The 24,270-nt window shown below is 49.0% G+C and carries 19 protein-coding genes, 1 tRNA gene and 1 other RNA gene; 10 read left to right on the top strand and 11 right to left on the bottom strand.

Going from position 1 to position 24,270, the window contains the following annotated elements; genetic code table 11:
• Positions 1–107 precede the first annotated feature (107 nt).
• On the bottom strand, positions 108–320 hold the full coding sequence (rpsU, locus tag ACO0K2_RS02485; protein ID WP_005877634.1) for a 30S ribosomal protein S21: 213 nt from the start codon (positions 318–320) through the stop codon (positions 108–110).
• A gap of 291 nt (positions 321–611) precedes the next feature.
• Positions 612–1,811 carry an NAD(P)/FAD-dependent oxidoreductase gene (locus ACO0K2_RS02480; RefSeq protein WP_423015386.1) on the bottom strand — a complete coding sequence of 400 codons (1,200 nt, stop codon included), beginning with the start codon at positions 1,809–1,811 and terminating at the stop codon, positions 612–614.
• Between the two features lie 450 nt (positions 1,812–2,261).
• Here ACO0K2_RS02480 and ACO0K2_RS02475 point away from each other — a divergent pair, with 450 nt between their 5' ends.
• Positions 2,262–4,532 (top strand): TonB-dependent receptor, encoded by a 2,271-nt coding sequence (locus ACO0K2_RS02475; RefSeq protein WP_423015384.1) that lies wholly within the window; start codon positions 2,262–2,264, stop codon positions 4,530–4,532.
• A 150-nt stretch (positions 4,533–4,682) separates the two neighbouring features.
• Here the strand turns inward: ACO0K2_RS02475 and ybiB are convergent, their stop codons facing one another.
• The 5 genes from ybiB to ACO0K2_RS02450 all read right to left on the bottom strand — a co-directional run bounded on the left by ybiB (position 4,683) and on the right by ACO0K2_RS02450 (position 7,115).
• Complete coding sequence (ybiB, locus tag ACO0K2_RS02470) at positions 4,683–5,666, bottom strand: DNA-binding protein YbiB (protein WP_423015382.1); 984 nt, start codon at positions 5,664–5,666, stop codon at positions 4,683–4,685.
• Between the two features lies 1 nt (position 5,667).
• A complete protein-coding gene (locus ACO0K2_RS02465) occupies positions 5,668–6,120 on the bottom strand; it encodes an EVE domain-containing protein (RefSeq protein ID WP_423015380.1) in 453 nt (150 codons plus the stop codon).
• 203 nt (positions 6,121–6,323) lie between these two features.
• A non-coding RNA gene (gene ssrS / locus ACO0K2_RS02460) (6S RNA) lies at positions 6,324–6,504 on the bottom strand.
• 66 nt (positions 6,505–6,570) lie between these two features.
• Positions 6,571–6,882 (bottom strand): cell division protein ZapA, encoded by a 312-nt coding sequence (locus ACO0K2_RS02455; RefSeq protein WP_423016143.1) that lies wholly within the window; start codon positions 6,880–6,882, stop codon positions 6,571–6,573.
• An 11-nt stretch (positions 6,883–6,893) separates the two neighbouring features.
• Entirely contained in the window at positions 6,894–7,115 is a 222-nt protein-coding gene (locus ACO0K2_RS02450) for a DUF904 domain-containing protein (RefSeq protein WP_423015378.1), read from the bottom strand.
• Between the two features lie 442 nt (positions 7,116–7,557).
• On the opposite strand from ACO0K2_RS02450, the gene trxA reads away from it, so the two are divergent.
• Both trxA and rho read left to right on the top strand, forming a co-directional pair.
• Positions 7,558–7,884 carry a thioredoxin TrxA gene (gene trxA / locus ACO0K2_RS02445; protein WP_423015376.1) on the top strand — a complete coding sequence of 109 codons (327 nt, stop codon included), beginning with the start codon at positions 7,558–7,560 and terminating at the stop codon, positions 7,882–7,884.
• A 286-nt stretch (positions 7,885–8,170) separates the two neighbouring features.
• A complete protein-coding gene (gene rho, locus ACO0K2_RS02440) occupies positions 8,171–9,433 on the top strand; it encodes a transcription termination factor Rho (RefSeq protein WP_423015374.1) in 1,263 nt (420 codons plus the stop codon).
• Positions 9,434–9,666: 233 nt separating this feature from the next.
• Here the strand turns inward: rho and ACO0K2_RS02435 are convergent, their stop codons facing one another.
• From ACO0K2_RS02435 to ACO0K2_RS02425, 3 genes are read right to left on the bottom strand one after another with little or no spacing between them, the layout of a single operon-like run.
• Positions 9,667–11,112, bottom strand: a complete 1,446-nt coding sequence (locus tag ACO0K2_RS02435; RefSeq protein WP_423015372.1) for an efflux transporter outer membrane subunit — start codon at positions 11,110–11,112, stop codon at positions 9,667–9,669.
• Positions 11,112–14,294, bottom strand: a complete 3,183-nt coding sequence (locus ACO0K2_RS02430) for an efflux RND transporter permease subunit (RefSeq protein WP_423015370.1) — start codon at positions 14,292–14,294, stop codon at positions 11,112–11,114. Before ACO0K2_RS02430 ends, ACO0K2_RS02435 begins: the two co-directional genes overlap by 1 nt.
• Before the next feature lie 56 nt (positions 14,295–14,350).
• The gene (locus tag ACO0K2_RS02425) at positions 14,351–15,667 is read right to left on the bottom strand and encodes an efflux RND transporter periplasmic adaptor subunit (protein WP_423015368.1); all 1,317 of its coding nucleotides are present in this window, start codon (positions 15,665–15,667) and stop codon (positions 14,351–14,353) included.
• Between the two features lie 310 nt (positions 15,668–15,977).
• On the opposite strand from ACO0K2_RS02425, the gene ACO0K2_RS02420 reads away from it, so the two are divergent.
• Complete coding sequence (locus ACO0K2_RS02420; protein WP_423015366.1) at positions 15,978–16,628, top strand: TetR family transcriptional regulator; 651 nt, start codon at positions 15,978–15,980, stop codon at positions 16,626–16,628.
• Here the strand turns inward: ACO0K2_RS02420 and ACO0K2_RS02415 are convergent.
• Complete coding sequence (locus tag ACO0K2_RS02415; RefSeq protein ID WP_423015364.1) at positions 16,606–17,235, bottom strand: trimeric intracellular cation channel family protein; 630 nt, start codon at positions 17,233–17,235, stop codon at positions 16,606–16,608. The two genes, ACO0K2_RS02420 and ACO0K2_RS02415, sit on opposite strands and share 23 nt — an antisense overlap.
• A gap of 363 nt (positions 17,236–17,598) precedes the next feature.
• On the opposite strand from ACO0K2_RS02415, the gene ACO0K2_RS02410 reads away from it, so the two are divergent.
• The 6 genes from ACO0K2_RS02410 (at position 17,599) to ACO0K2_RS02385 (ending at position 23,627) form a co-directional block, all read left to right on the top strand.
• Positions 17,599–17,865 carry a type B 50S ribosomal protein L31 gene (locus ACO0K2_RS02410; protein WP_423015362.1) on the top strand — a complete coding sequence of 89 codons (267 nt, stop codon included), beginning with the start codon at positions 17,599–17,601 and terminating at the stop codon, positions 17,863–17,865.
• Positions 17,866–18,003: 138 nt separating this feature from the next.
• Positions 18,004–19,725, top strand: a complete 1,722-nt coding sequence (locus ACO0K2_RS02405) for an ArnT family glycosyltransferase (RefSeq protein ID WP_423015360.1) — start codon at positions 18,004–18,006, stop codon at positions 19,723–19,725.
• A 107-nt stretch (positions 19,726–19,832) separates the two neighbouring features.
• Entirely contained in the window at positions 19,833–21,071 is a 1,239-nt protein-coding gene (locus tag ACO0K2_RS02400) for an MATE family efflux transporter (RefSeq protein WP_423016141.1), read from the top strand.
• Positions 21,072–21,258: 187 nt separating this feature from the next.
• Positions 21,259–21,343: transfer RNA gene (locus ACO0K2_RS02395), tRNA-Leu, on the top strand.
• A gap of 657 nt (positions 21,344–22,000) precedes the next feature.
• Positions 22,001–22,306, top strand: coding sequence for a helix-turn-helix domain-containing protein (locus ACO0K2_RS02390; protein ID WP_423015358.1), 306 nt, complete (start codon positions 22,001–22,003; stop codon positions 22,304–22,306).
• Positions 22,290–23,627 (top strand): HipA domain-containing protein, encoded by a 1,338-nt coding sequence (locus ACO0K2_RS02385; RefSeq protein WP_423015356.1) that lies wholly within the window; start codon positions 22,290–22,292, stop codon positions 23,625–23,627. Before ACO0K2_RS02390 ends, ACO0K2_RS02385 begins: the two co-directional genes overlap by 17 nt.
• The last annotated feature ends 643 nt before the right edge of the window (positions 23,628–24,270 follow it).

Genomic DNA, 24,270 nt, shown 5'->3' with positions numbered 1-24,270 from the left:
ATCAGATAAAAACAACAAAACCCGCTGCGGCTGACCGGAGCGGGCATGCAAAACCTAAAACGTATTACTCAACATCGCACCTGGCATCGCCAGATACAACATCAGAATTAATACATTTTCTTAGGCAATTGCTGACTACGAATGCGTTTGTAGTGACGCTTAACAGCTGCTGCCAGCTTACGTTTGCGTTCTGCAGTTGGCTTTTCGTAGAACTCGCGAGCGCGCAATTCGGTCAACAGACCGGTCTTTTCGATAGTGCGCTTGAAGCGGCGCATGGCGACTTCGAACGGCTCGTTTTCTTTAAGGCGAATTGTGGTCATGTAAGTTCAAACCATTGAAAGATTATAGGAAGACAGAGATAGTAACAGGATTTTCGATTTATGGGAAGGAATCTGATTAAATCTTACGCAAAAACTTTAATTGATCTGAGCAATTTAACCAGAAAATCTATACTTCTTGTCTGCATTTTGAAATTGAGGTGGGGAGTATCCAGCAAAATAAGCTTCTTGTCTACATAAAATAAAGCTGACTAACAGATACTCCCTGTCAGTATGAAAAATAACGATGCTTCCACCCCATTTTCAACATCAAACACAAAAAATGCAGTGTTTTTACAACGCAAGACCAGCGGCAGTGCCGGACGCCCATGCCCACTGAAAATTAAAGCCACCCAACCATCCGGTCACGTCAACGGACTCACCGATGAAATATAAGCCAGGCACTTTAGTGACCATCATGCTCTGCTGCGAAAGCGCGCGCGTATCAATGCCCCCTCGCGTCACTTCGGCCTTGCGGTACCCTTCTGATCCATTCGGTACCAGCTCCCAGCGATTAAGTTTTTCGCCTAACAAACGCAGGCGCTTATCCGGCATATCAGCAATCTTCTGATCACCATCAAAACCGTGAGCAAGCAATAGGCCATCGACCAGACGCGCTGGTAGATATTGCGCCATATGATTCGCCAAATTCTTTTTGGTGCTCGTTTTAGCCTCAATTAACGCCGCAGCAACATCCACTTCAGGCAACAAATTAATGCGAATAGCCGTTCCAGGCTGCCAATAACTCGAAATCTGGAGCACTCCGGGCCCAGACAGACCTTTGTGCGTGAACAACAAATCCTCACGGAATGTCATGCGGGATTTTTTATCCCCCGTCTCAATATCCACTTCTAATGAAATACCCGACAAGGGAACGAACGGCTCCCACGATGCTGCATCGAAGGTCAAGGGTACTAACGCAGGTCGCGGTTCAATGACCTTAATACCAAATTGACGAGCAATCTTGTGTGCAAAATCCGTGGCACCAATCTTTGGAATCGATAAACCACCGGTCGCCACGACGACACTATCAACAACAATATCGCCCGTGGAGGTGGCTAATGAAAAGCCTCCACCCTCAATCGCGGTGATTTCATTAATCGAGCAAGGCATCCGCCACTGAACTTTAGCGGCATCACATTCCGCCTTAAGCATCCGGATGATATCTTCGGCACTGTCATCGCAAAACAACTGACCTTTGTGTTTTTCGTGCCAAGCGATACCGTGGCGCTTCATGAGCGATAAAAAATCCTGTGGCGTGTAGCGCGACAATGCGCTCTTACAGAAATGAGGGTTCTCAGACAGAAAGTTCGCAGGCCCGGCATGTAAATTCGTGAAATTGCAGCGTCCACCACCCGAGATACGGATTTTCTCGGCAAGACGTGAAGCGTGATCAATTAATACCACGCGTTTTCCACGTTGACCTGCTACGGCAGCACACATCATTCCAGCCGCACCGGCGCCGATCACCGCAACGTCAAATTGTTTACTCATGGTATTACTTTCGTCAAAATCAGGCCGAGATTGTAGCGGATATGGAGGCATATCGCGGCCTCAAATATCACTCGAAATAAGCACGAATATCATTAAACTGTTCCCATCGTGCAACTTTTATCCCGATTAACGCGCCAACTTCGACATATTGCCATCACCATAACAACACATCGCGCACCAAAAGAATGCATTCATTTTTCATATGGTTATAACAATAACGCTGTTAGAAAAACACAACATTTCTGTGCCTAAAATCGCCAATTTGAATTCAATATAAAAGAAATTATTGACTTGCTTTCAGCAAAAAGAGATAACTAAATAACGATTGCGCAAACGATTGCGTAATCGAACAAATATAAGCAAATTTTTTTCTTTGCCCCCTCAAAGTTAATTATTTTTGCACTAAAAAGATCCTCTATCTGGACAAACCTCACCTTTGGGATTAATTTCATGCGCAACTATTCTTCTAAGCAGCTATGGAAAGGTGCTACACGCACCCTCATCGCTGTCGCAGTAAGCACTGCATTTCCGATGCACGCAGCAATGGCTCAAGAAGCGAAGCCAGAAGCTTCGAGCAAAGACAGTACAAAACTGGAAACAGTGATTGTTACTGCTAACCGCCGCGCAGAAAACATCAAAGAAGTACCGATGTCAATTTCTGCAATCAAAGGCGAAGCACTCGACACCTACGGTGCCAGCGGTCAGGATATTCGTTTCCTGTCCTCACGCGTTCCTAGCTTGAACATCGAGTCCGACTTCGGCCGTACCTTCCCACGTTTTTATATCCGTGGTTTGGGTAACACAGATTTCGACTTAAACGCATCACAACCAGTTGGCCTGATTTATGACGATATCGTTCAGGAAAGCCCTATTCTGAAAGGCTTCCCTGTATTTGACGTTGACCAAGTTGAAGTATTGCGCGGCCCACAGGGCACACTCTTTGGACGTAACTCCCCAGCAGGCGTTATCAAATTTGACTCCGCTAAGCCAACACGCAATTTTGAAGGCTACGGCAGCATTGGCTACGGCAACTACGGCGCAGTGAATGCGGAAGGTGCTGTTAACGTTCCGCTGAACCAAGACTGGGCAATGCGTTTCTCTGGTCAGGCACAAAGCCGCAACGACCGCGTAACAAACCCATTGAGCACTGGTACAAAGACACTGGAAGGCTACCACGACAACGCAGCACGTCTGCAATTACAGTACAAAAACGGCGATTTCAGCGCATTGTTTAATGTGCACGGTCGCGATATGGCAGGTAACGCAACATTGTTCCGCGCCAACATCATCCAAAAGGGCACCAACAATCTGGTTCCAGGCTTTGACTACGGCACCTACCCAACTGATGGTCTGAACAAGCAAACGCTGACTTCTGAAGGCGCAAACGCACGTCTGCGTTGGGATCTGACTGGGTTGACAGTCTACTCAATCACTGGTTACGACAAAGCGAAGTTCTACAGCCGTGCTGACGTTGACGGTGGCTACGGCGCTTCTTACGCTCCAACAATGGGACCTGGCTTTATTCCATTCCCATCTGAAACAGCGGACGGCTTGCCATACCTGCGTCAAATCACACAAGAAGTACGTGTTCAATCCAACACAAACGATCCATTACAATGGATCACTGGATTGTATTACTTCAACGAAAAAATCCAAGTGGATAGTTTCGACTACAACTCCTTGGCTGGTAACGTACAAGACGGCTACGCAGTTCAACACCAAAATGCAACATCCTACGCTGCTTTTGGTTCTGTGAACTATGCAGTGAACGATCAGTTCAAAGTTCGTGCAGGTCTGCGTTACACCAAAGACAGCAAAGACTTTGACGCACAACGCCAATGGACTCCTGGCAAAGCAATCAGTGCAGGCGGCACACCAGTCCTGACTGCAAACCCAACAGCAAGTAACGTGACTTGGGATCTGAGCGGCAGCTACACATTAGACAAGACAACAAACCTGTTTGCTCGCGTAGCAACTGGCTACCGCGCACCAAGTGTACAAGGTCGCGTCTTGTTTGGTGACAGCATCTCTGTTGCACAGTCTGAAAAGAACTTGTCGTTTGAAGCTGGTATCAAAAAAGATATTCTTGATAACACTGCACACGTTGATTTCACTGTATTCCAATACACAGCAAAAGATCTGCAATTGACCGCAGGTAGTGGCGCCGTGAATCAAAACAAACTGGTGAACGCTGACAAAGCAACTGGACAAGGTTTTGAACTCGACCTGCGTGCAAACCTGAGCCGTAACTGGAAAGCAACGATCGGTGTGAGCTACAACGATACCGAAATCAAGGATCCAAACCTCTTCGTCGCTACTTGCGGCAATGGCTGTACCGTCACGAACCCTGCTGGTCCATTTAAAGGCACTGCAGCGATCAACGGTAACCCACTGCCACGTGCGCCTAAATGGGTTGGTAACTTCAATCTGAAATACACAACACAAGTAGGCGAAGGCACTCTGTACGCGATTACTGACTGGGCATACAAAGACACTTACAACATGTTCTTGTATGAGGCAGCAGAATACAAAGCAAAATCCTTGCTCGAGGGTGGTTTGCGTGTTGGTTACCAATGGGCTGATGGTAAATACGAACTGGCAGCATATGGTCGTAACATCACCAACAAACAGCAAGTTGTTGCAGCGATCGACTTCAATAACCTAACAGGTATCCTGAACGAACCACGTAGCTACGGTGTTCAATTCAAAGCAAACTTCTAATGAACTTGCTTTGATCATGAAGAAGTGATCCATCAAAAAAACGCGCCCGACTTCAATCGGGCGCGTTTTTTATTTCATCATTAAATTATTTAATTATTTAATTTTTTAAGGCTGCGTTTCTCCAGAAACGAGACAAACCCAACAAGCCAGTTAAACACTAGATGCCTGAATGTTGTGTGCGACATCCACACATAACTGTACTTGCCGAGCAATGTTATCTGGCACAGGGATATCTCCCGCCAGAACACTCGTAATCCAACGCGCAGTTGATTGCGGATCGAGCGCCTCTGGCATGGCAGGCGTACTGCCAATCAGTGTTTCTTGTGTTTCCAATACCGTTTGAGCAACGCCACGACTCAACCAATCAATCCGTTGCGCACGGCCCGTGCTCGCTACCGTCTCGCCTTCTGTGCCGCGCATCATGAAGACATCCCCCTCTTCCGCCTTCTGATGGGTAGCGAAATACTGACTCAGCATATGTAGGTACTCTGGGTGGGTGTAGGAATTAAGGCGCAATGCAGGACAAGACATTGGCTGCAGTAATTTCACTAGCGTATGGGTTGAATTCCTTACGCCCAGTATCCGACGTACATTCAGCAACCTCGCCATCGCGGGTGATAATGCATCGATACTCATCATCGCCGGCTGTTGCGCTGCCATTTGTGCGTACACTTGTTCGGCTGTCGAGACAAGAGGAATGCCTAGTTCCGCAAAAATCTCAGCACTCGTCACGCGTCCCGCATCGTTCGTCACACCATGCACCAATACCGGCACACCCTCTCTCGCTAAGAGCAAGGCCAACAAAGGCGTCAGATTCGCTTTTTTTCGTGCGCCGTTATAACTGGGGATGATAACCGGCGCATACCTAGAAGCTGGGGCTGATAGCGGCAATACAAAGGCTTTTGCAGCATCCAAGAAACCAGCAATTTCATCGATGGATTCGCCCTTGATGCGCATCGATAACAAAATAGCGCCGAGTTCCAGATCAGAGACCCGCCCTGCCAGCATTGCCTCATAGAGCAAAGTGGCATCCTCACGCGTCATACTGCGCGCGCCATCTTTGCCGCGACCAATTTCTTTAATAAACCGCGCCGCTGGAAACGCTGGCAATCCAGCCTCAGAGTGAGATGTCATTTTAGGACTCCAAAAGCGCCAACACTGATTGCCATTCCTGCGATGTCACCGGTGTAATGGATAACCGGCTTCCTTTCTGTAGCACCACCATCGTCGACAGTGCTGCATGGCGACGCATTTCCGTCAGACTCAGCAGACGTGTCTTGCGTACGCCCTTCACATCCACCATCATCCAGCGCGGCGTCTCAGGTGTTGATTTAGGATCGAAGTAGTGACTGGCGGGATCGAATTGCGTGTGATCAGGGTACGCCGTTGAGACAACCTCTGCGATACCTGCAATCCCCGGCTCGGCACAGCTGGAATGATAAAAGAGGACGCCATCGCCTACTTTCATCTGATCTCGCATGAAGTTTCTTGCCTGATAATTACGGACGCCAAACCAAGGCACAGGCGCTGCCATCGCGTCATCAATACTGACCTCATCCGGCTCGGACTTCATTAACCAATAAGCCATCGCAATTCACTCAACAGAAAAAAGGAAATTGTCGCACATTTATAACGAGGTCCGCCGAAGCCGGCAACATTGCAACGCAATGCAAAGCGATGCCACGAAAGAAACGGCGCTAGTGATGTACAACATGGCGATCACTCACAGGTACTCGGGGGCGAAACTGTGGGCGAAAAAAAACGGCTGTCAACAATGACAGCCGTTCAGAATAAGTCCCCGCCGATGCCGCTATGCCGGCATCCTGAACCTAAGCGGTTCAAGTTGGCCACAGTCAGTTCAATTTCGGGTTCATCGGACTAGCGACGCTCACGCCCATCGAACAATGTTCCACAGCCTATGCACATAAATGGTTCAAGGAATATATGGCATTGGCGAACACGGCAGGGAACTGAAGTTTACTCTGAATTCGCCATTTGATGTCATTGTTTTTGATTAAATTAAGCAATGACCCTGCATTCAAAATAGGTTTTCTTGTGGTGTGAGGGCTTGATCCATCACTTCATGCATCTGCGTCATTTTTTGCTTGACCTCGGACATCGACATTCCTGACAACGGACCTTCAGGAGATTTAGTGGCGAGTAATTCAGTGGTCATGCCCAATGCAGCCATGACAGCGATGCGGTCAGTACCTTTGACTTTGGATGAGTCGCGCAGTGCCGTCATTTTGGCATCCAAATACGCAGCAGCCTCACGTAGTGCGCGGTCTTCACCTTCTTTGCAAGCGAGCTTGTAACTCTGTCCCATGATTGTCACGTCAACCTGGATCACTTTCTTGTCAGTCATGCTGCTTCCTCATCTGTCGTGATTTCTGCGGGGAGTTGCGCCAGTAATGCGGTCACTCTGCTATGCGCTTGTTGCATGCGTTGTTGCATCTCTTGATTCTGCGCAGTCAATAAGGCGACTTCGTTACGCAGACTCGCATTCTCCGTGCGCAGGGCATGGGTAAGCTCAGCGAGCTTCGTCACTTTTTCGGCGAGTAATTCAAAATCAGAGATCATCATAGGTAGTTTTCAAGCACAACAAATCTGGGTTCTTATTATACGAGTAAATTTTCTGTCAACACAGAACTTGCCAAGGCGAAGTGCTGAAAAATCGGCATCGACTTCAATTTTGACAAAATTTAAAACTAATTTGAATGGAATTAGGTAAAAACCAATGAATCGTCGATAAAAAAACACCAATTTAGTAATCAAATAAATATTTTATGTGAGGAAGATCACAAAATACGCGCAGGCATCACACTTTTTTGAAAAATAGGTTATTATTTGCCGCATAGCTAACCACGCTAGTCTCTTCGTTGGCCTCTTTCTGGTATCTGTACAAATGCCATTGAATTTACGCCAATCGCCTCAAGATTCAACACTGAATGCGGCGAGTTCCGATTTCTGACCGATATTCTGTGGCGCTGTTACCCCTTAATTTTTCCCTCTCGATGAGGATTCCATGAGCGAAAACATCAAATATGTAAGCGATGCTTCTTTTGAAGCAGACGTATTAAAATCCGACAAACCAGTTCTGGTGGACTTCTGGGCCGAATGGTGTGGTCCATGCAAAATGATCGCCCCAATTCTGGAAGAAGTCGCAAAAGAATACAATGGCAAAATCGTTGTTGCAAAAATGGACGTCGACGCGAATCAAGCTGTGCCTGCACAGTTCGGTATCCGTGGTATTCCTACCCTGATTTTGTTTAAAAACGGCACAGTCGCGGCACAAAAAGTCGGCGCGCTGGCAAAAGGTCAATTGACCTCTTTCATTGACGCCAATATTTAAGGTATCATTCCGTACTGCACCTGAATATCGTTCATCGTTGCGCATCGCTCTGCAGAGAGCCTTATGTAAAATGAATCACATTTTGATGCAGTACGTTGACCTTACTTAGTCGCAACAATGACAGTCGCCATCATGACGGTCGCCGTCATACCGACAACGTGATCAGCGAAAAATAAGAGCTTGTTTTAATGGTCATTTGACCCCAAAATACAAATAACTATTCTGTTTATTCTGTAGTTCCTCCGTTCACTCCCCCACCTCATACTCCCATCCCGGGACACTCACCATGCATCTATCTGAATTAAAAGCCCTACACGTATCCGCATTGCTGGAAATGGCGGTAGGACTCGATATTGACAACGCAGCACGTATGCGCAAACAAGAATTGATGTTCGCGATTCTCAAAAAACGTGCAAAATCTGGCGAACAAATTTTCGGCGACGGCGCCCTCGAAGTCTTGCCAGACGGCTTTGGCTTCTTACGCTCGCCTGACGCCAGCTACATGGCATCGACCGATGACATTTATATTTCCCCTTCGCAGATCCGCCGTTTCAATTTGCATACTGGTGATTCAATTGAAGGTGAAGTACGTACACCGAAAGATGGCGAGCGCTATTTCGCGCTGGTCAAGGTGGACAAAGTTAACGGTGAATCTCCAGAAGCATCTAAACACCGCATTCTGTTCGAGAACTTAACACCGTTACACCCTAACAAAGTATTGACACTGGAACGCGAAATGCGTGGTGAAGAAAACACCACTGGCCGTATTATCGACATGATCGCGCCAATCGGTCGTGGTCAGCGTGGCTTGCTGGTAGCGTCACCAAAATCCGGTAAATCCGTCATGTTGCAACACGTTGCGCATGCAATTACCACCAACCATCCTGATGTCACATTGATCGTGTTGCTGATTGATGAACGTCCAGAAGAAGTGACCGAGATGCAGCGCTCCGTTCGCGGTGAAGTCGTTGCATCCACATTCGATGAACCAGCAACTCGCCACGTTCAAGTCGCCGAAATGGTCTTGGAAAAAGCGAAACGTCTGGTGGAAATGAAAAAAGACGTCGTTATTTTGCTCGACTCCATCACCCGTCTGGCACGTGCTTACAATACCGTGATCCCAGCGTCAGGCAAAGTATTGACCGGTGGTGTGGATGCGAACGCATTGCAACGTCCAAAACGTTTCTTTGGTGCAGCACGTAACGTCGAAGAAGGCGGCTCCCTCACGATCATCGCTACAGCATTGATCGAAACTGGTAGCCGTATGGATGACGTGATCTACGAAGAATTCAAAGGCACAGGTAACATGGAAGTCCACCTGGAACGTCGCCTTGCTGAAAAACGTGTCTACCCAGCGATCAACCTGAACAAGTCTGGCACTCGCCGTGAAGAATTATTGATCAAACCAGATCAATTACAAAAAATTTGGATCTTGCGCAAGTTGCTGTACTCGATGGACGAGATCGAAGCGATGGAATTCATCCAAGACAAAATGAAGGCAACCAAAAACAATGCAGAGTTTTTCGAAATGATGCGTCGAGGCGGTTAAGCCGGATTTCAACCGCAACATATCGTTCGGTTGAACAGCCGCCACTTTGTTGTGGCGGCTTTTTTTTTGCTGTTTTGCCACCCATCACTTGGGCACCCGACATGAAGTCAATGCGTCGGGCAAAAGAAAAGGGCTGCTATCTGTGATTGACAGATAGCAGCCCTTCTTACTGCCTGCGATGATAAAGGTAAAAGCAGCCCCTGATCCCTCAAGGGCGCTTTTACTACCCACTCTTATTTAGCAGCCACAGCTTGGTTCGCATCCCAGCCACCACCCATGGCTTTATACAAACTCACCACCGCACTTAAATGTGCACGTTGTGTGTCAATGAGGGTGACTTGCGCTTGCCACAAATCTCGTTGTGCATTAAGCACCTCGAGGTAACTGCTATAGCCATTTTTGTAGCGCAGCTCTGCCAGACGCAATGAGTCTTTCAGTGCAGCGACGCGACGTTGTCCAGCAGTGTAGATCTGTTCATCCGCGGCAATGTTGGTTAAGGAATCATGCACATCCTTGAACGCACCTTGCACTGTTTGAACATACTGCGCCAAGGCTTGGGTCTTACGGGCCTCGGCACCAGAGACCACCGCACCAATCGCCCCCGCACGGAACACAGGCTGGGTCAGGTTTGCACCGATATTCCACAGCATGGCGGCAGGATTGATCAGATCTTTGAGGCTTTGAGACTCATACCCGACGCCACTGCTCAGTTTCAGACTCGGGAAATACTGTGCCTTCGCCTGACCGATATCTGCGTTGGCAGCAATCAAGGACTGCTCCGCGCTGACGATATCAGGACGACGTTCCAGCAAATCAGAACGTAAATCGGCCGGAACACTTAATTGCCCATATAAGCCATCGATGTTTTTACCACGTGCAATCACAGGTGCAGCAACGGCGGCAGGTGAACGTCCTAGTAAAACAGCCAATGCCGATTCTGTCGTCGCAACCGCTTGCTTGGCTTGCGCCAGACTGATTTCTGCAGCAGCTTCTTCAGAATCAGCGATGTGCAGATCTAATTCACCAATCGTGCCTGAGGCGTACAGCTTTTGCTGCAAGCGCAAGTTTTCTTGGCGTGTTTTTAAGGTCACCTCAGCTAACGCTAATTGGGCATCCCCCGCACGCAACGCAAAGTAGCTTTGCGCCAGTGAGCTGTATAAACTGGTCAGCACCACACCTTGGTTTGCTTCTTGCGCCAGCAACCGTGCACGTGCTGCCGCATCGGCGTTGGCGAGCTTGCCCCACAAATCTAACTCATACGAGGCACTAAGTCCCAGTTTGTAATCGCGATTGATTGGTTCCGCTCCTGGCGCTAACAAACCAGCGTTTTGACTAGTACGAGTGCGCGACGGCGTAATGTTTGCATCCACGGTCGGATAGCGATTGGCATTGGTGCCCGCTGCTAACGCACGTGCCTCTTCCACACGTCCTGCCGCCAGCAGTACATCTTGGTTGTTGACATGTGCTTCTTCTAATAACGCATTGAGAACAGGATCATTAAATCCTTTCCACCACGTCATGTAATCGACAGCACTGCTTTTGCCCTGCGTCGCAGGGATGGCTAATGCAGTCGGCAGATCCAAAGCCGGACGTTTGTACTCGGGACCGACCGATGCACAGCCTGCCAACACAAGGCTTGCCGTCATCACGGTCAATAAAAATTTTGAAGGTAACATCATTATTCCTTTACCTGCGGCGTTGTGTTGACGACAGGTGTCTCGTTCGTCACTGATGGATGATGCGCTTTCACAGGGTGCGCAAAATCGGCTTCAGTGGTCTTTAAACGCTTGTCATTAATCAATTTGAAAAATAACGGCACAAAGAAAATCGCTAAGAACGTCGCTGCCAACATACCGCCCAATACACCGGTACCCAGTGACTGACGCGCAGCCGCACCGGCACCGTGTGAAAACGCCAGTGGCACCACACCTAAAATAAATGCCATCGAGGTCATCAAAATCGGACGGAAGCGTAAGCGTGCTGCCTCAACTGCGGCGGCAACAGGGGCATAACCTTCATGCACTTTCATGACCGCAAATTCCACAATCAGAATCGCATTTTTCGCAGACAAGCCCAGCAAGGTTACCAGACCAATTTGGAAGTACACGTCATTGTTGAAGTGACGCAGATACACCGCCAGCAAGGCACCGAAGATCCCGAATGGCATCGCTAACAAGACCGAGAATGGCAGAGACCATTTTTCGTACTGCGCTGCCAAAATCAAGAAAATCATCAAGACACCCGCGCCCAGTGCAATACCGGCTGCATTGCTGCTTCGTTTTTCTTGGAAGGATGCACCACCCCAATCGTAGACAACGTCTGCTGGCAATACATTTTTCGCGGCACGTTCCATCGCTGCAATCGCTTGACCCGAGCTGTAACCTGGTTTCGCATCACCCAACAATTTAATCGCAGGCAAGGCATTGAAACGCTGTACAGAATCTGGGCCAGTGATGAATTTAATCGTCGTGAAAGCACGTACTGGAATCATCTGACCTGCTGCAGAGCGCACATACATGCTGCCGATATCTTCTGGCTTGGCACGATACTGACCTTCAGCTTGCAACTGCACGGTATAAATACGGCCGTTCTTGTTGAAGTCGTTCACATAGTAACTACCCAACGTGGCAGCTAAGGTGTTATAGACATCAGAAAGTGCAACACCCATGGAGCGCGCTTTTTCATTATCCACATCGACATACAATTGCGGAGAATTGGCTTGCCACAGGGTTTTCACGCCAGCCAGTTCTGGTTGTTTGTTCGCCTCTGCTAACAACAGCGGCAACAAGGTCGCCAGACGTTTTACACCGCCCTCACCTGCATTTTGCAAATAGAACTCAAAGCCCCCTGTTTGCCCCAACCCTTGGATAGCTGGAGGACTAAAGAACAACGGCAAGCCTTCTTTGATGCGGCCGGTTTTCATGTAGCTTTCACCGACTAATTGCTGCGCGGATTGCTGACGCTCTTCCCATGGTTTCAGAGGGAAGAACATGGTTGCAGCGGAAGACTTCAGACCGCCACCACCCAAGAAGTCCAAACCAACCAACGAGAACGTGGTGTCGATATTTTGGTTGGTTTTCATGATCGTTTCAACCTGACGCACCATGGCATCAGTACGATCCAACGACGCGCCATCCGGCATAATCGCTGCACCGATGAAGTAACCTTGATCTTCGTCGGGAACCAAACCACCAGGAACGTGTTTCCACAAGATACCTGTCAACGCAACCATCGCTAAAACCAAAGTCACGCCAAGGGTCGCACGTTTCAAGAAGAAACTCACACCATTGGTATAGCGTTTCGTTAAACGTAAGAAGGCTGCGTTGAACCACGTAAAGAAACGGTTATGGTTTTCCGCACCAGGTTTCAACACGATCGCACAAAGTGCTGGTGTGAGTGTTAACGCTACGATACCGGACAACACGACAGCAATCGAAATCGTGACCGAGAACTGACGATACAATTCACCCGCCAAGCCGCCCAAGAATGCGATAGGACCAAACGCGGCAACCAGCACCAGCACAATCGCGATGACCGGACCAGTCACTTCGTGCATCGCCTCAATTGCCGCATCTTTCGGCGACATTCCTTCTTCGTTCATCAAACGTTCGACGTTTTCCAGTACGACGATCGCATCATCGACCACGATACCAATCGCTAACACCATCCCGAACAAGGTCAGCGTGTTAATGCTGTACCCGAGCAAATGCAAACCTGCCATCGTACCAATCAACGAGACCGGTACCGCCAGCGTAGGGATAACCGTTGCGCGCCAGCTTTGCAAAAAGAGGTACACCACAATAAACACCAACACCATCGCTTCACCCAGGGTTTTTAACACCTCGGCAATCGATTCGGTCACAAACGGCGTTGTGTCATAAGGTGTGGAATATTCCATCCCTTCTGGGAATTTTGCTTTGAGCTCCTGCAATGTTTTTTCAACGGCTTTGCGTGTCTCCAGTGCATTCGCACCGGTCTGCAAGAACACACCAATGTTGGCAGAAGGATGGCCATTGACGCGACCGTACAAGTTATAGTCCTTCGACCCTAACTCAACACGTGCAACGTCTTTGATCCGAATCGTTGCGCCGCTCTTATCGGATTTCACGATAATGTTGGCAAACTCTTCTGGTTCTAATAAGCGACCTTTGGCGGTCACTGTCATGGTTAATTCTTCGGAATTATTCGGCGGTGCACCTACTTTACCCGCTGCGTACTGGGCATTTTGCTCAGACACCGCATTCGAAATATCGTTGACGGTCACGCCCAATTGCGCCATCCGATCCGGACGCATCCAAATACGCATAGCGTAGTCTTTTGCACCGAAAATCTGAATATTCGTCGTACCAGGAACACGCTTTAACGCATCTAAAATATTTTGCGTCGCGTAGTTAGACAAGTACAGGGCGTCATACCGGTTGTCAGGTGAAAACAAGGCCGCAACGACCAAGAAGTTAGACGAACTCTTAGAAACCGTCACACCCTGACGGCGAACTTCTTGCGGTAATTTCGCATCTGCCTGACGAACGCGGTTATTGACGTTCACTGCTGCAATATCCAGATCCGTACCCACTTCAAATGTCACGTCGATGGAAACGCGACCATCGGCGGATGATACCGAGTTCATGTACAACATGTGCTCAACACCATTGATCTGTTCTTCAATTGGTGCGGCGACCGTGCGCTCTACCACTTCGGCAGAAGCCCCAGGGTAAAACGCGGTAACGTTAACGACCGGCGGAGAAATTTCCGGATAACGTGAGATCGGCAAGACACGCAACGCGGCCAAGCCTGCCAGCACGATAATTAACGACAGGACTGTCGCAAAAATCGGCCGGTTAATAAAAAATTTTGAAAACATGAATATATCCTGTTTGCCTTTGCTGACGATGCAGCACAATGTTCAGTAAAGGGAGCTTATTTCGCTGCGGTTGGTTTGCCGGCCGCTGCAGGTTTTGCTGCAGGTAGCATTGCATCCGCACCCGTTGCCGCTGCGGCACTGGCGCTCACCGCCACGGGGGTCACTGTCATACCTGGCTCATGGGCTTTGATAAAGCCATCAACCAATACGCGCTCACCGTTATTGATGCCTTTTGTGACAACCCATTCGCCATGTGACCAGCCATCCAACTCGACGGGTTTAGGGATGAGTTTATTGTCGGGCGATACCGCGAAAACCATCTTGCCCATTGGTCCATCAATCACGGCACGTTGTGGCACTGCCAAGGCAGCACTGCGTTTTGCGCCCGCCAGAATCACGCGCACAAACTGACCTGGACGCAAATTACCCTCTGGGTTCGCCACTTGTGCACGCGCATCAAAGCCGCCCGTCGCTGGATTCACTTTTTCACTGATAAAGTTCATCTTGCCTGTGGTCGGGAACATGCTGCCATCCGCCAACTTCAACTGCACGTCAAATGCGAGACTGCCATTGCTTGCACGTTTGCCTGGCAGGGCAACTTTACCGCTACCGACTTCTTTCGCTACTTTGAGGTAATCCGCTTCTGGAATGCTGAAGTTGATGTACACAGGGTCGGTCTGGACGATGGTCGTCAACAAACTATCCGCAGCCGTAATCAGGTTGCCGTTAGATTTATTCGCGATACCCGTCACACCATCGATCGGCGCAACCACTTTGGTGTAGCCAAGATTGAGTTTTGCTTCGTTGACTTGTGCCAGCATTTGCTTGTAGCTGGCTTCTGCTGTTTCTAGCGTGGATTTCGCATCATCAAATTCTTTTTGACTAATCGCCTTTTCGGCAGCCAATGGCGAGAGACGGGCATATTCACGCTTCGCTTGGTTCAATTTTGCTTCCGCAACACCCGCTGCCGCTTCAGCAGAAGCTAACTGCGTGCGGTAAGTGCCTGGATCAATTTGAAACAAGACATCGCCCGCTTTGACGCGGGAGCCCTCTTCGTACAAGCGGCTCTCCAGAATCCCGGCAACGCGAGCACGTACTTCGGTCTCGCGAGAACCCGCGGTCTGACCCACATATTCAAAATCAAGCGCCACATCACGGCTTTGTACGGTCACGACATTCACTTCAGGTGGCGGCATCTTGCCTGGTGCCGCATTGGCAGACTCATCCTTACCGCAAGCTGCCAGCGTCACGAGCGGAATGCTCAATGCCACTGCGCGTAATGCAGGATGTTGGTACAACTGCCGGATCGTTGCTGACAGAGAAGAACGGGTCCGGGAAGTCGGTTCGGAGGGGGTGTTATCGGATAAACGCATAAAGGATTCTTTCTGCAAGAGTAAAAAACGGTACGCTATTATATACATACAATCATGTTTGTATATAATAGCGTATAACAACCTTACAGATTGAAGGGGATCAAATGATTGTTTATTTTTTGATCTTTTTTTGCTGAAATAAGCGATTTTAGTGTTACAAACACCTAAACTTGCCTACAATTGCCAGAAATTAAGCTGTGAATATCAAGGATCGAACACAAATAACACGGGTCGGGTGCTGCTGAGAGAGCGCCATGAAAAGAATAAAATAGTCCAAAACCGTTCTGTGTGAGACCAAAAAGGAAATACGATGGTCAGAAAGACGAAAGAAGAAGCACTCGAAACCTATGCCGCCCTGCTAGATGCGGCAGAGCAAGTGTTTTCTCAAAAAGGCGTCACGAATACGACGCTCAATGATGTAGCAGTGGCTGCGGGCATGACACGCGGTGCCATTTACTGGCACTTCAAAGATAAAAATGCCCTCTTACAAGCCATGTGCGATCGTGCGTTTTTACCCATGGAAGCACTGCTCAATGAAATTTTAGAGACACCGGACAAAGATCCTGTGGTAGCGTTGAAGCAACTCGACATTCATTTTTTACAACTCGTCTCTGGCGATCAGCGCCAGCGTCGCGTGTTTGACATTATTTTCCACCGCTGCGAAAAAAATCCTGATCTGCCTTTTTTTGAAAACGAAAAAAAGCAGCGCGTCGAATGTATGGCAAAAATTCAAGCCATCATTCAAAACGCCGTGGATCAAGGTAAATTACATCCTGAGACGGATACGTGGATTGCGATGCAAGCCAATCATGCATTCTTGGTGGGTATTGTGCATGAATGGCTCGAAGACACGTCGGCGTATTGCATGATTGCGCACGCCGAAAGCATGGTGGATATGTTCTTGGCGGGATTATTTACCTGCCCGCCATTAAAAAAAGTTAAGCCGGCAGTTTCCAATTAAATTTCAATGCCAGCATCCGCATGGCGAAGGTGGTGGACGTGCCCGCAAGTACCGCGACCGCCTCGGATGCACCCCGCCAGTCCAGCAAGAGATAAACCCAGCATCCCGCAAAGGCACAGGTGGCGTACAACTGACTACGTCTAAATACCAACGGGATTTCATTGCAAATCACGTCACGCAGCACCCCACCAAAAATCCCCGTGATCACTCCCATCATGGCGCACACAAAGACCGGCATATCAGCTTCTTGCGCCAACGAGGTTCCCGTTACACTGAACAAGCCCAGCCCCAAGGCATCGGCCCATTCTAGGGCGTTTTCTGTAAGGGCATGGCGTAAATGCCGCAATAAAGGAATCGCCAGCAGCGATAACGCAAAAATCAGAATCGGGTACTCTTGGTTTTCCACCCAAAACAAGGGGCGTCGGTCTAACAAGAGATCACGCAAGGTACCTCCACCAAACGCCGTAATAAAAGCGACCGTAAAACATCCCACAGCATCCATACGCTTACGGCGAGCTTCAATAAAACCAGAGCAGGCAAACGCAATCACCCCGGCCACTTCGGCAGTGTGGATCATTGCATTCATTCCCAGATAACTACTCGCCATACCTCAAACCCTTTATTTACTTAGTTTAGCTAGCTTAGCTTTACTTTAATTTGCTTTACTGATGTTCATTTTTTAAGACTTCCAGGATGGCATTTTACCTGCAAGGCGCGCTTTGACCCGCTTTACAGGTGAAATACCCAACATTTCCGTTTAAATATGCCTTGCCCCAGCCGGATTTTGCCCTCCGGAAGCAATGCAAGCCTATTCCTAAATATAAAAATCATTGTATAATCATGGGCTTGGCATTTTGTTCTCGCAAAATCCAACTTTAATCAACTCTGGCAAGTGATACGCAATCGGATCAAGAAGCTGTGCGATCGACGAAGTGCATATTGGCTACCTACTTTATATACTGAGGCAAGCATGAAAGACGGCATCCACCCAAATTATCGCGAAGTGTTGTTCCACGACGTTTCTAACGATTTCAAATTCATCACACGTTCTACAATCAACACAAAAGACAAAGGTGAATTCGAAGGCAAAGAATACCCACTGGTTAAGATCGAGGTTTCTGCAGAATCCCACCCTTTCTACACTGGTAAACATAAAATCGTTGACACCGCTGGTCGTGTTGACAAGTTCCGCAAAAAGTTCGGCAGCGTCGGTTCCAAGACATCTGTTGCAAACTAAGCAGCGCAACGGTTTTAATAAAAAAGGCAGCTCAGGCTGCCTTTTTTACTAATGATGTCCGTACAATATCATTTACGATAAGCGACCGTACAACGCTACGCATCAACCACCGACACGGTCATTATAAAAAGATTACCTATGAAGCCAGTTCGACTTCCTGCTGCCGCTACCATTGCACTCCCACGCTGGGGTATCTTCGCCCTCTGCCTCCTTTATATTCTGCCCGGTCTCATCGGACGCGACCCTTGGAAAGGGGACGACGCCACCAGTTTTGGTGTGATGTGGACCATGGCACACGGCACGATCTCTGATTGGCTGTGGCCCCATATCGTTGGCATGCCTATGCCAGACAAAGGGCCACTCGCCTACTGGATTGGTGCCATTTGCATTCAGATTTTTGGGGGTGTCTTAGGAGACCCCTTAGCAGCGCGGTTATCGACAGGTATCTTTTTTATTCTCGGCTCCGTCTCCGTGTGGTACGCCACCTACCTCTTAGGGCGACGTGCCGAAGCACAACCGCTCAAGCTGGCGTTTGGCGGGCAACCGGAACCGCAAGATTTTGGTCGTACACTCGCCGATGGCGCGTTGTTGATTTACCTTGGCTGCTTAGGCCTTTTGGTGCGCAGCCATGAAACCAGTATCGAAACGCTGCACATTTCATTGATCGCATTTTGTTTGTATTTGTGTGTGCGCTTGTTGGATGCACCACGACGTCGACTGGTGATTCAGTTAGGTTTTAGTTTAGGTCTCTTGATACTGACGCGCGGCTGGGTTGCGCCATTGAGTCTGGTGATTAGCTTGTGTCTGCTCTGCTTCTATCGCCAACAAACCCGACAAATCACATTTATTCTCGCTGCCGTCCCCGTCGCCCTGATCCTGCCCGCCTTATGGCTCGTGGCAATTCGGATCGTTGCGCCCTTCGATAGCAGCCCTTATCCAGCATGGATGTCTTGGAATACGCACCAAGTCAATTGGCCAAGCATCGCCAACATCACTTACTTTTTCAAATACAGCATTTGGTTTGCGTGGCCGGCATGGCCATTTGCAGGCTGGGCGATTTATGCATGGCGTCGACAAGAAAAAGCCCTGCATATTTCCTTACCCAGTACATTTTTCTTGTGCTTCGTTTTGTTGAGCTTCGTCAATCCCTCATCAGAAGAAAGCCTGCTGCTCCCGATTTTGCCACCACTGGCGATCTTGGCGGCCTTTGGCTTGCCGACCATGAAACGTAGCGCCATCAATGCCGTGGATTGGTTTGCGGTCTTGGTGTTAACAGGCATCGCTGGATTTATTTGGCTGGGTTGGATCGCCGAACAAACCGGCTGGCCAGAAAAAATGAGTGCAAAAATTATCCACTTAGCACCGGGTTTTGTGCCGAGCTTTAATCCGTTTGTCTTCGCACTGGCGCTGGCAACGACCATCGCGTGGTTCTTGCTGGTGTACTGGCGCATTTCACGTCAACCCTCCGTGCTGTGGCGTGCTGTCGTTCTGTCGAGCGGTGGCGTGATCTTGTGCTGGATGCTGCTCCTGAGTTTGTGGTTACCATGGATTAACCAACGCATTTCTTATGCGTCGCTCAGCACCGAAGTAACCAAGCAATTGCCAGCAAAAGATTACTGCGTCGAAGCCTTCATTGGCCCATCACAGCGCGCTTCGTTAGCGTATTTTGGTGGCGTCCATTTTGCCGGGTTCTCTGATCATGATTGTGAATTTTTGATGTTGCAGCACAATCGCAAACAATCCGAAGAACCACAGTTGCCAGCACAATATCAGCTCGACCAGTGGCAACGGATCTGGAACGGCCATCGCGCTTACGATAAAGATGAAATGCTGACGCTGTACCGTCGCAAAGCCAAATGACCGCACCGTCACCCCAAGGACAACAAGGCTCTCACGCAACATCTGCGCCGCCGGCACCACTGGGCATCGCTGGCAACGTCAAACACATCGCCGCCATTGCATGGCCAATGCTAATTGGTCAGCTGGCGGTGGTTGCCAATGGGGTGATTGATACCGCGATGACCTCGCGATTTTCTGCGACGGATCTGGCTGCGCTTTCGATCGGCATCTCGATTTATGTCAGCATCTTTGTCGGACTCAATGGCGTCCTACAATCCATCTCGCCCACCGTGGGGCAACTCTTTGGTGCGCGCGCGTTTCCGCTCATCGGCGCAAAAATCAAACAAGGTATTTGGCTCGCGTTTTTCTTGTCGTGCCTGGGGTGCACGATGCTGTTGTTTCCACAACCATTGCTCGATATCGCACAAGCCTCCCCCACACTCAATGAGAAGTCGCGGCTGTATTTACAAATCCTCGCCCTCGCTTTGCCCGCCACACTAGGCTTTCGGATTTATAGCGCACTCAACAACGCGGTCGGCAGACCCAAGATGGTGATGGCGATTCAGCTCGCCTCGCTGGCACTCAAAGTGCCACTCAATCTGCTCTTTATTTTTGGTGGCTTCGGCATCCCAGCGATGGGTGGCCCAGGGTGCGCCGCTGCCACCACCGTCATCGCGTGGCTGATGATGCTTACTGGCTGGGTCATACTCCATCGCGTCGAGTACTACAAACTCTTCGCGCTTTTTGGTACTGGCTTCGTGCGCCCACAGTGGCAATCGCTCAAGGCGCTGCTTCACCTTGGCATCCCCATGGGACTAAGCTATTTAATTGAAGTGACCGCTTACGCGTTCATGGCCTTATTCATCGCCCGCCTCGGCGAAGTCGCGGTCTCAGGACACCAGCTCACCGCTAACTTTGGCACGATTTTATACATGCTGCCCTTATCGATCGCCAACGCCACCAGTACCTTAGTCGCACAAGCCATCGGCGCGAAACGATTGAAGCACGCAAAAACAATTAGCAACGCCGGCCTCTACCTAGCCGCTGGCTGCGCCATCCCCATGGGCGTCCTCATTTGGTTCACCCGCGTGTGGATCCTCCACGCCTACACCAATAACGACACCATCATCGCCGCCGCCCTGCCGCTATTTTTCTTCATCGCGGTGTACCAAATTTTTGATGCGATCCAGGTCGTCGTCGCCTTCATCCTCCGCGCCTACAAAATCGCCGCTATCCCCACCGTACTCCACGGCGCCGCCGGCTTCTGGCTCGCCAACAGCGCCAGCATCGCCCTCGTCGCCCTCTTCCTATGGCTCTATCTCCAACACACACAACGCCACTTCACACTCAGCGACACCCAGCACTAACACCGCCCACGCAAAACGTCTCAAGAAATAAATTCGGACTAAAAAATATATTCAAAATATAAAAACGTGCGCCTCATCACCACCAATACCCACACTAAAACGCTCCCGAAACACTCCCAAAGCGCGACGAACACAGCACCACGCTTGCAAAAATGAGCTGATCCTGTCATAATCTCGTTTATGCGTTGCCGAGATGGCGGAATAGGTAGACGCACGGGACTCAAAATCCCGCGCCGCAAGGCGTGCCGGTTCGATTCCGGCTCTCGGCACCAACAGAATACAACCTCTTGAATCTTCAAGAGGTTTTTTTGTTTTTGCGGGATGTTTTTTGTTTGGTGACATCGAAGTTTGTTATTGAGATGAGTCACCAATGTGAATTGGCTTTGCGGTTCACTTGATCATCAACGCACCGTAGATATTAACAATCCCTCGTCAATCAGGTCGCTCACAATGCGGGCCTGTTGCACGCCTCGTCTACGCTTCAACACATTTCGTTTGGTGCAACTGTCGCCAGCCAATTTTTGAATTCAACAAGCAATTGAGTGTTAATCGTTTTCATTTTCACCGCAGCTCCGTTTGCAACGAAAACAATGAGCTCAACTATTCCGACAAACCAGCGATATCGAGCTATCGAATTATTGAAGCAACACAACCGCAGTGTTTGCCGACGCCCCCCCCCCGCCACCAACACGTAGCGTTTTATGGAGACGACGATGTAGATCCGTGCCTACAATCACATCAAGCCGACCATTTCATTATTACTTAAATAGAAGAAATCATGATTGCGTCACCGCTCATCGTCACCTATATTTAACAAATATGAGAAACGATGTAAAAAAGCGACTCAAAAACCTCATCATTTCTCATATAAAAGAAATATTTATGTCATCATTCCTCAGATTCTCTTTATTTCTCCTATTCGAGTCATTATGGCTGGCAAATTCCCTAAAATCGCCCATTTTCCTCCTCCGCAAATCTCCTCCGCACAGGAGTTAGGGCAATGGATACGTGCACGACGAGTTGCTGCCGGCATTCGCATTGATGATGCAGCCGCGCTCTCCAATGTATCGGTGCAATTGCTCTCGGATTTAGAAAATGGGAATCGCTCGGTTGGGATAGACAAAGTATTTGCGGTCATCAATTGCCTTGGTCTGGATCTATTCGTCAAGCAGCGTGGCGAGGATCTCGATATCAGAAATGAAGAAACTGAGGCTAGCGATGCTACAAAAAACTAATGAACTAATCATCTGGATTGCGCACACTCAGGTTGCAACGCTTGAAGTGAATGACCTAGGTCAGTTCCGGTTGGTTTATGAGCCAGGTTGGGTCGCATCGCCCAACGGATATCCCATTTCACCAACGCTCCCGCTTGCCGGCAGCGATGACTCTGCTGAAATACACTCCGCAAAAGTACGCTTCTTCTTTTCGAATTTACTCCCAGAGGGGAAAAGCCTTGATGAAGCAGTGCTCGCAAACGGGCTGTCGAAATCGAATATTTTCGGACTACTCCATGCGCTGGGTAAAGAAAGTGCCGGCGCACTGATGCTGCTTCCCCCAGGACTTCGTCCCGAAGCCATCGATAGCCATAGTGACTTGCGCGAAATCAGCCATACAGAGCTGTCTGAGCGTATTCGCGCGATGCCCAACATCCCCTTTTCCGTTTGGGATGGTAAGGTACGTATGTCTATCGCCGGCTATCAAAGCAAACTTGCCGTGCATAAAACGCACGATGGACGTTTGTGGCTACCGAGTGGGCAGAACGCGTCTACCCATATTTTAAAACCTCAGACGAGCGGATTAAACGACTGTCAGGTCGCCAACGAATATTTCTGCATGCGCTTGGCGGCGATGTCAGGAATTGAGTCAGCCGAGGTAGATATTTTGCGCGTGCCGGAACCGATTTTAGTCGTCAAGCGATTTGATCGCCAAGTGGTTGATGGGGACATACGGCGACTGCATATGATTGACGCTTGCCAGGCACTCAATAAATCACCAGAGCAAAAGTACGAACGCAATTTTGGGTCGGGCGAACACGTGCAGCACATCCGAGATGGCGTCTCTGTGAACAACTTATTTTCGATCACAGACTTGGCGATCAACAAGGCCGATATGAGCCTACGGCAGTTGCGTTGGCTGATCTTTCAACACTTGATAGGCAACTCTGACGCGCACGGAAAAAACATGTCGTTTTACGTATCCCGTGACGGATTGAAAATGGCTCCAGCCTACGATCAACTTAGCGTGTTGATCTACCCGACCATCAACCATGAATTTGCGATGGCAATTGGCGACGAGTTCATGGAAGAGGCTATACATGCCTATCAGTGGGCTGACTTCTCTACTCAGGTGAATCTCAATCTGAACCTGGTTGCACGGACAATCAAAAACGTCGCAAACAAAGCGAACGCTGCGCTGCCTACGCTCTTAATAGACCCGCTACTGACTGACCTAGAAAAGAACTTCCTCAAAGAATTAGCGGATCAAATGCAGGTACGTATTGCGAAGTTGCTAGAGATAGCGAAAGTACTTCCAAGCGTTGCTCGCGACATATTGTGAGAGGATGGTGTAGTCGGGCTTAGGTTATCCCCATAGTCATAGTTGGGCCAAGTGAACTACGTTCGGTAGATTGGTCAGTGAGTGACTTAAAAAAACTGAATGAGGCATACGATATATAAAATGAAAATGGGTGTTTATCACGCCGTGCCACTGTCAACTCCGGCTTTTGCGATTTTCAAGTCAGTTCACCGAATGTCCGGACATAAAAATTTGTGTTTCCTAGTATTGGAACGAGTGAGCGCTGTATGAGTGAAAATACTATCAATGCGGCATTGAGATCTCTTGACTACACGAAAGAAATGATTACTACGCATGGGCTCAGAACTATGGCTCGAACTATTATGGATGAAGCACTAGGTGAACGAGTTGATTTTATGGAGCATCAGTTCGCTCACGCCGTAAAAGATCCAAACGGCAAAGCATATAACCGAACGGCTCACCTACAAGCGCCCAGAATACGGTCTGGTGCAGAAGTTACAATATTGAGAACTTAAGCCCATTTGCGTCATTGACCAAAGTCATCACGTAATCGAACTTCGATTTCCAGCTTTCCGAATACATCTTTGTTCGTACTCAAGTATTTAGTTGGAGAAAAGATATGATCTCTTAACTGCAGTTTACCTAAAGACGTTTTATAAAAAGA

This window comes from Undibacterium sp. MH2W (assembly GCF_049340215.1).
Classification (GTDB): domain Bacteria; phylum Pseudomonadota; class Gammaproteobacteria; order Burkholderiales; family Burkholderiaceae_D; genus Undibacterium.
The sequence above is the reverse complement of the archived record's forward strand: the minus strand, read 5'-3'. Positions and strand labels throughout refer to the sequence as shown.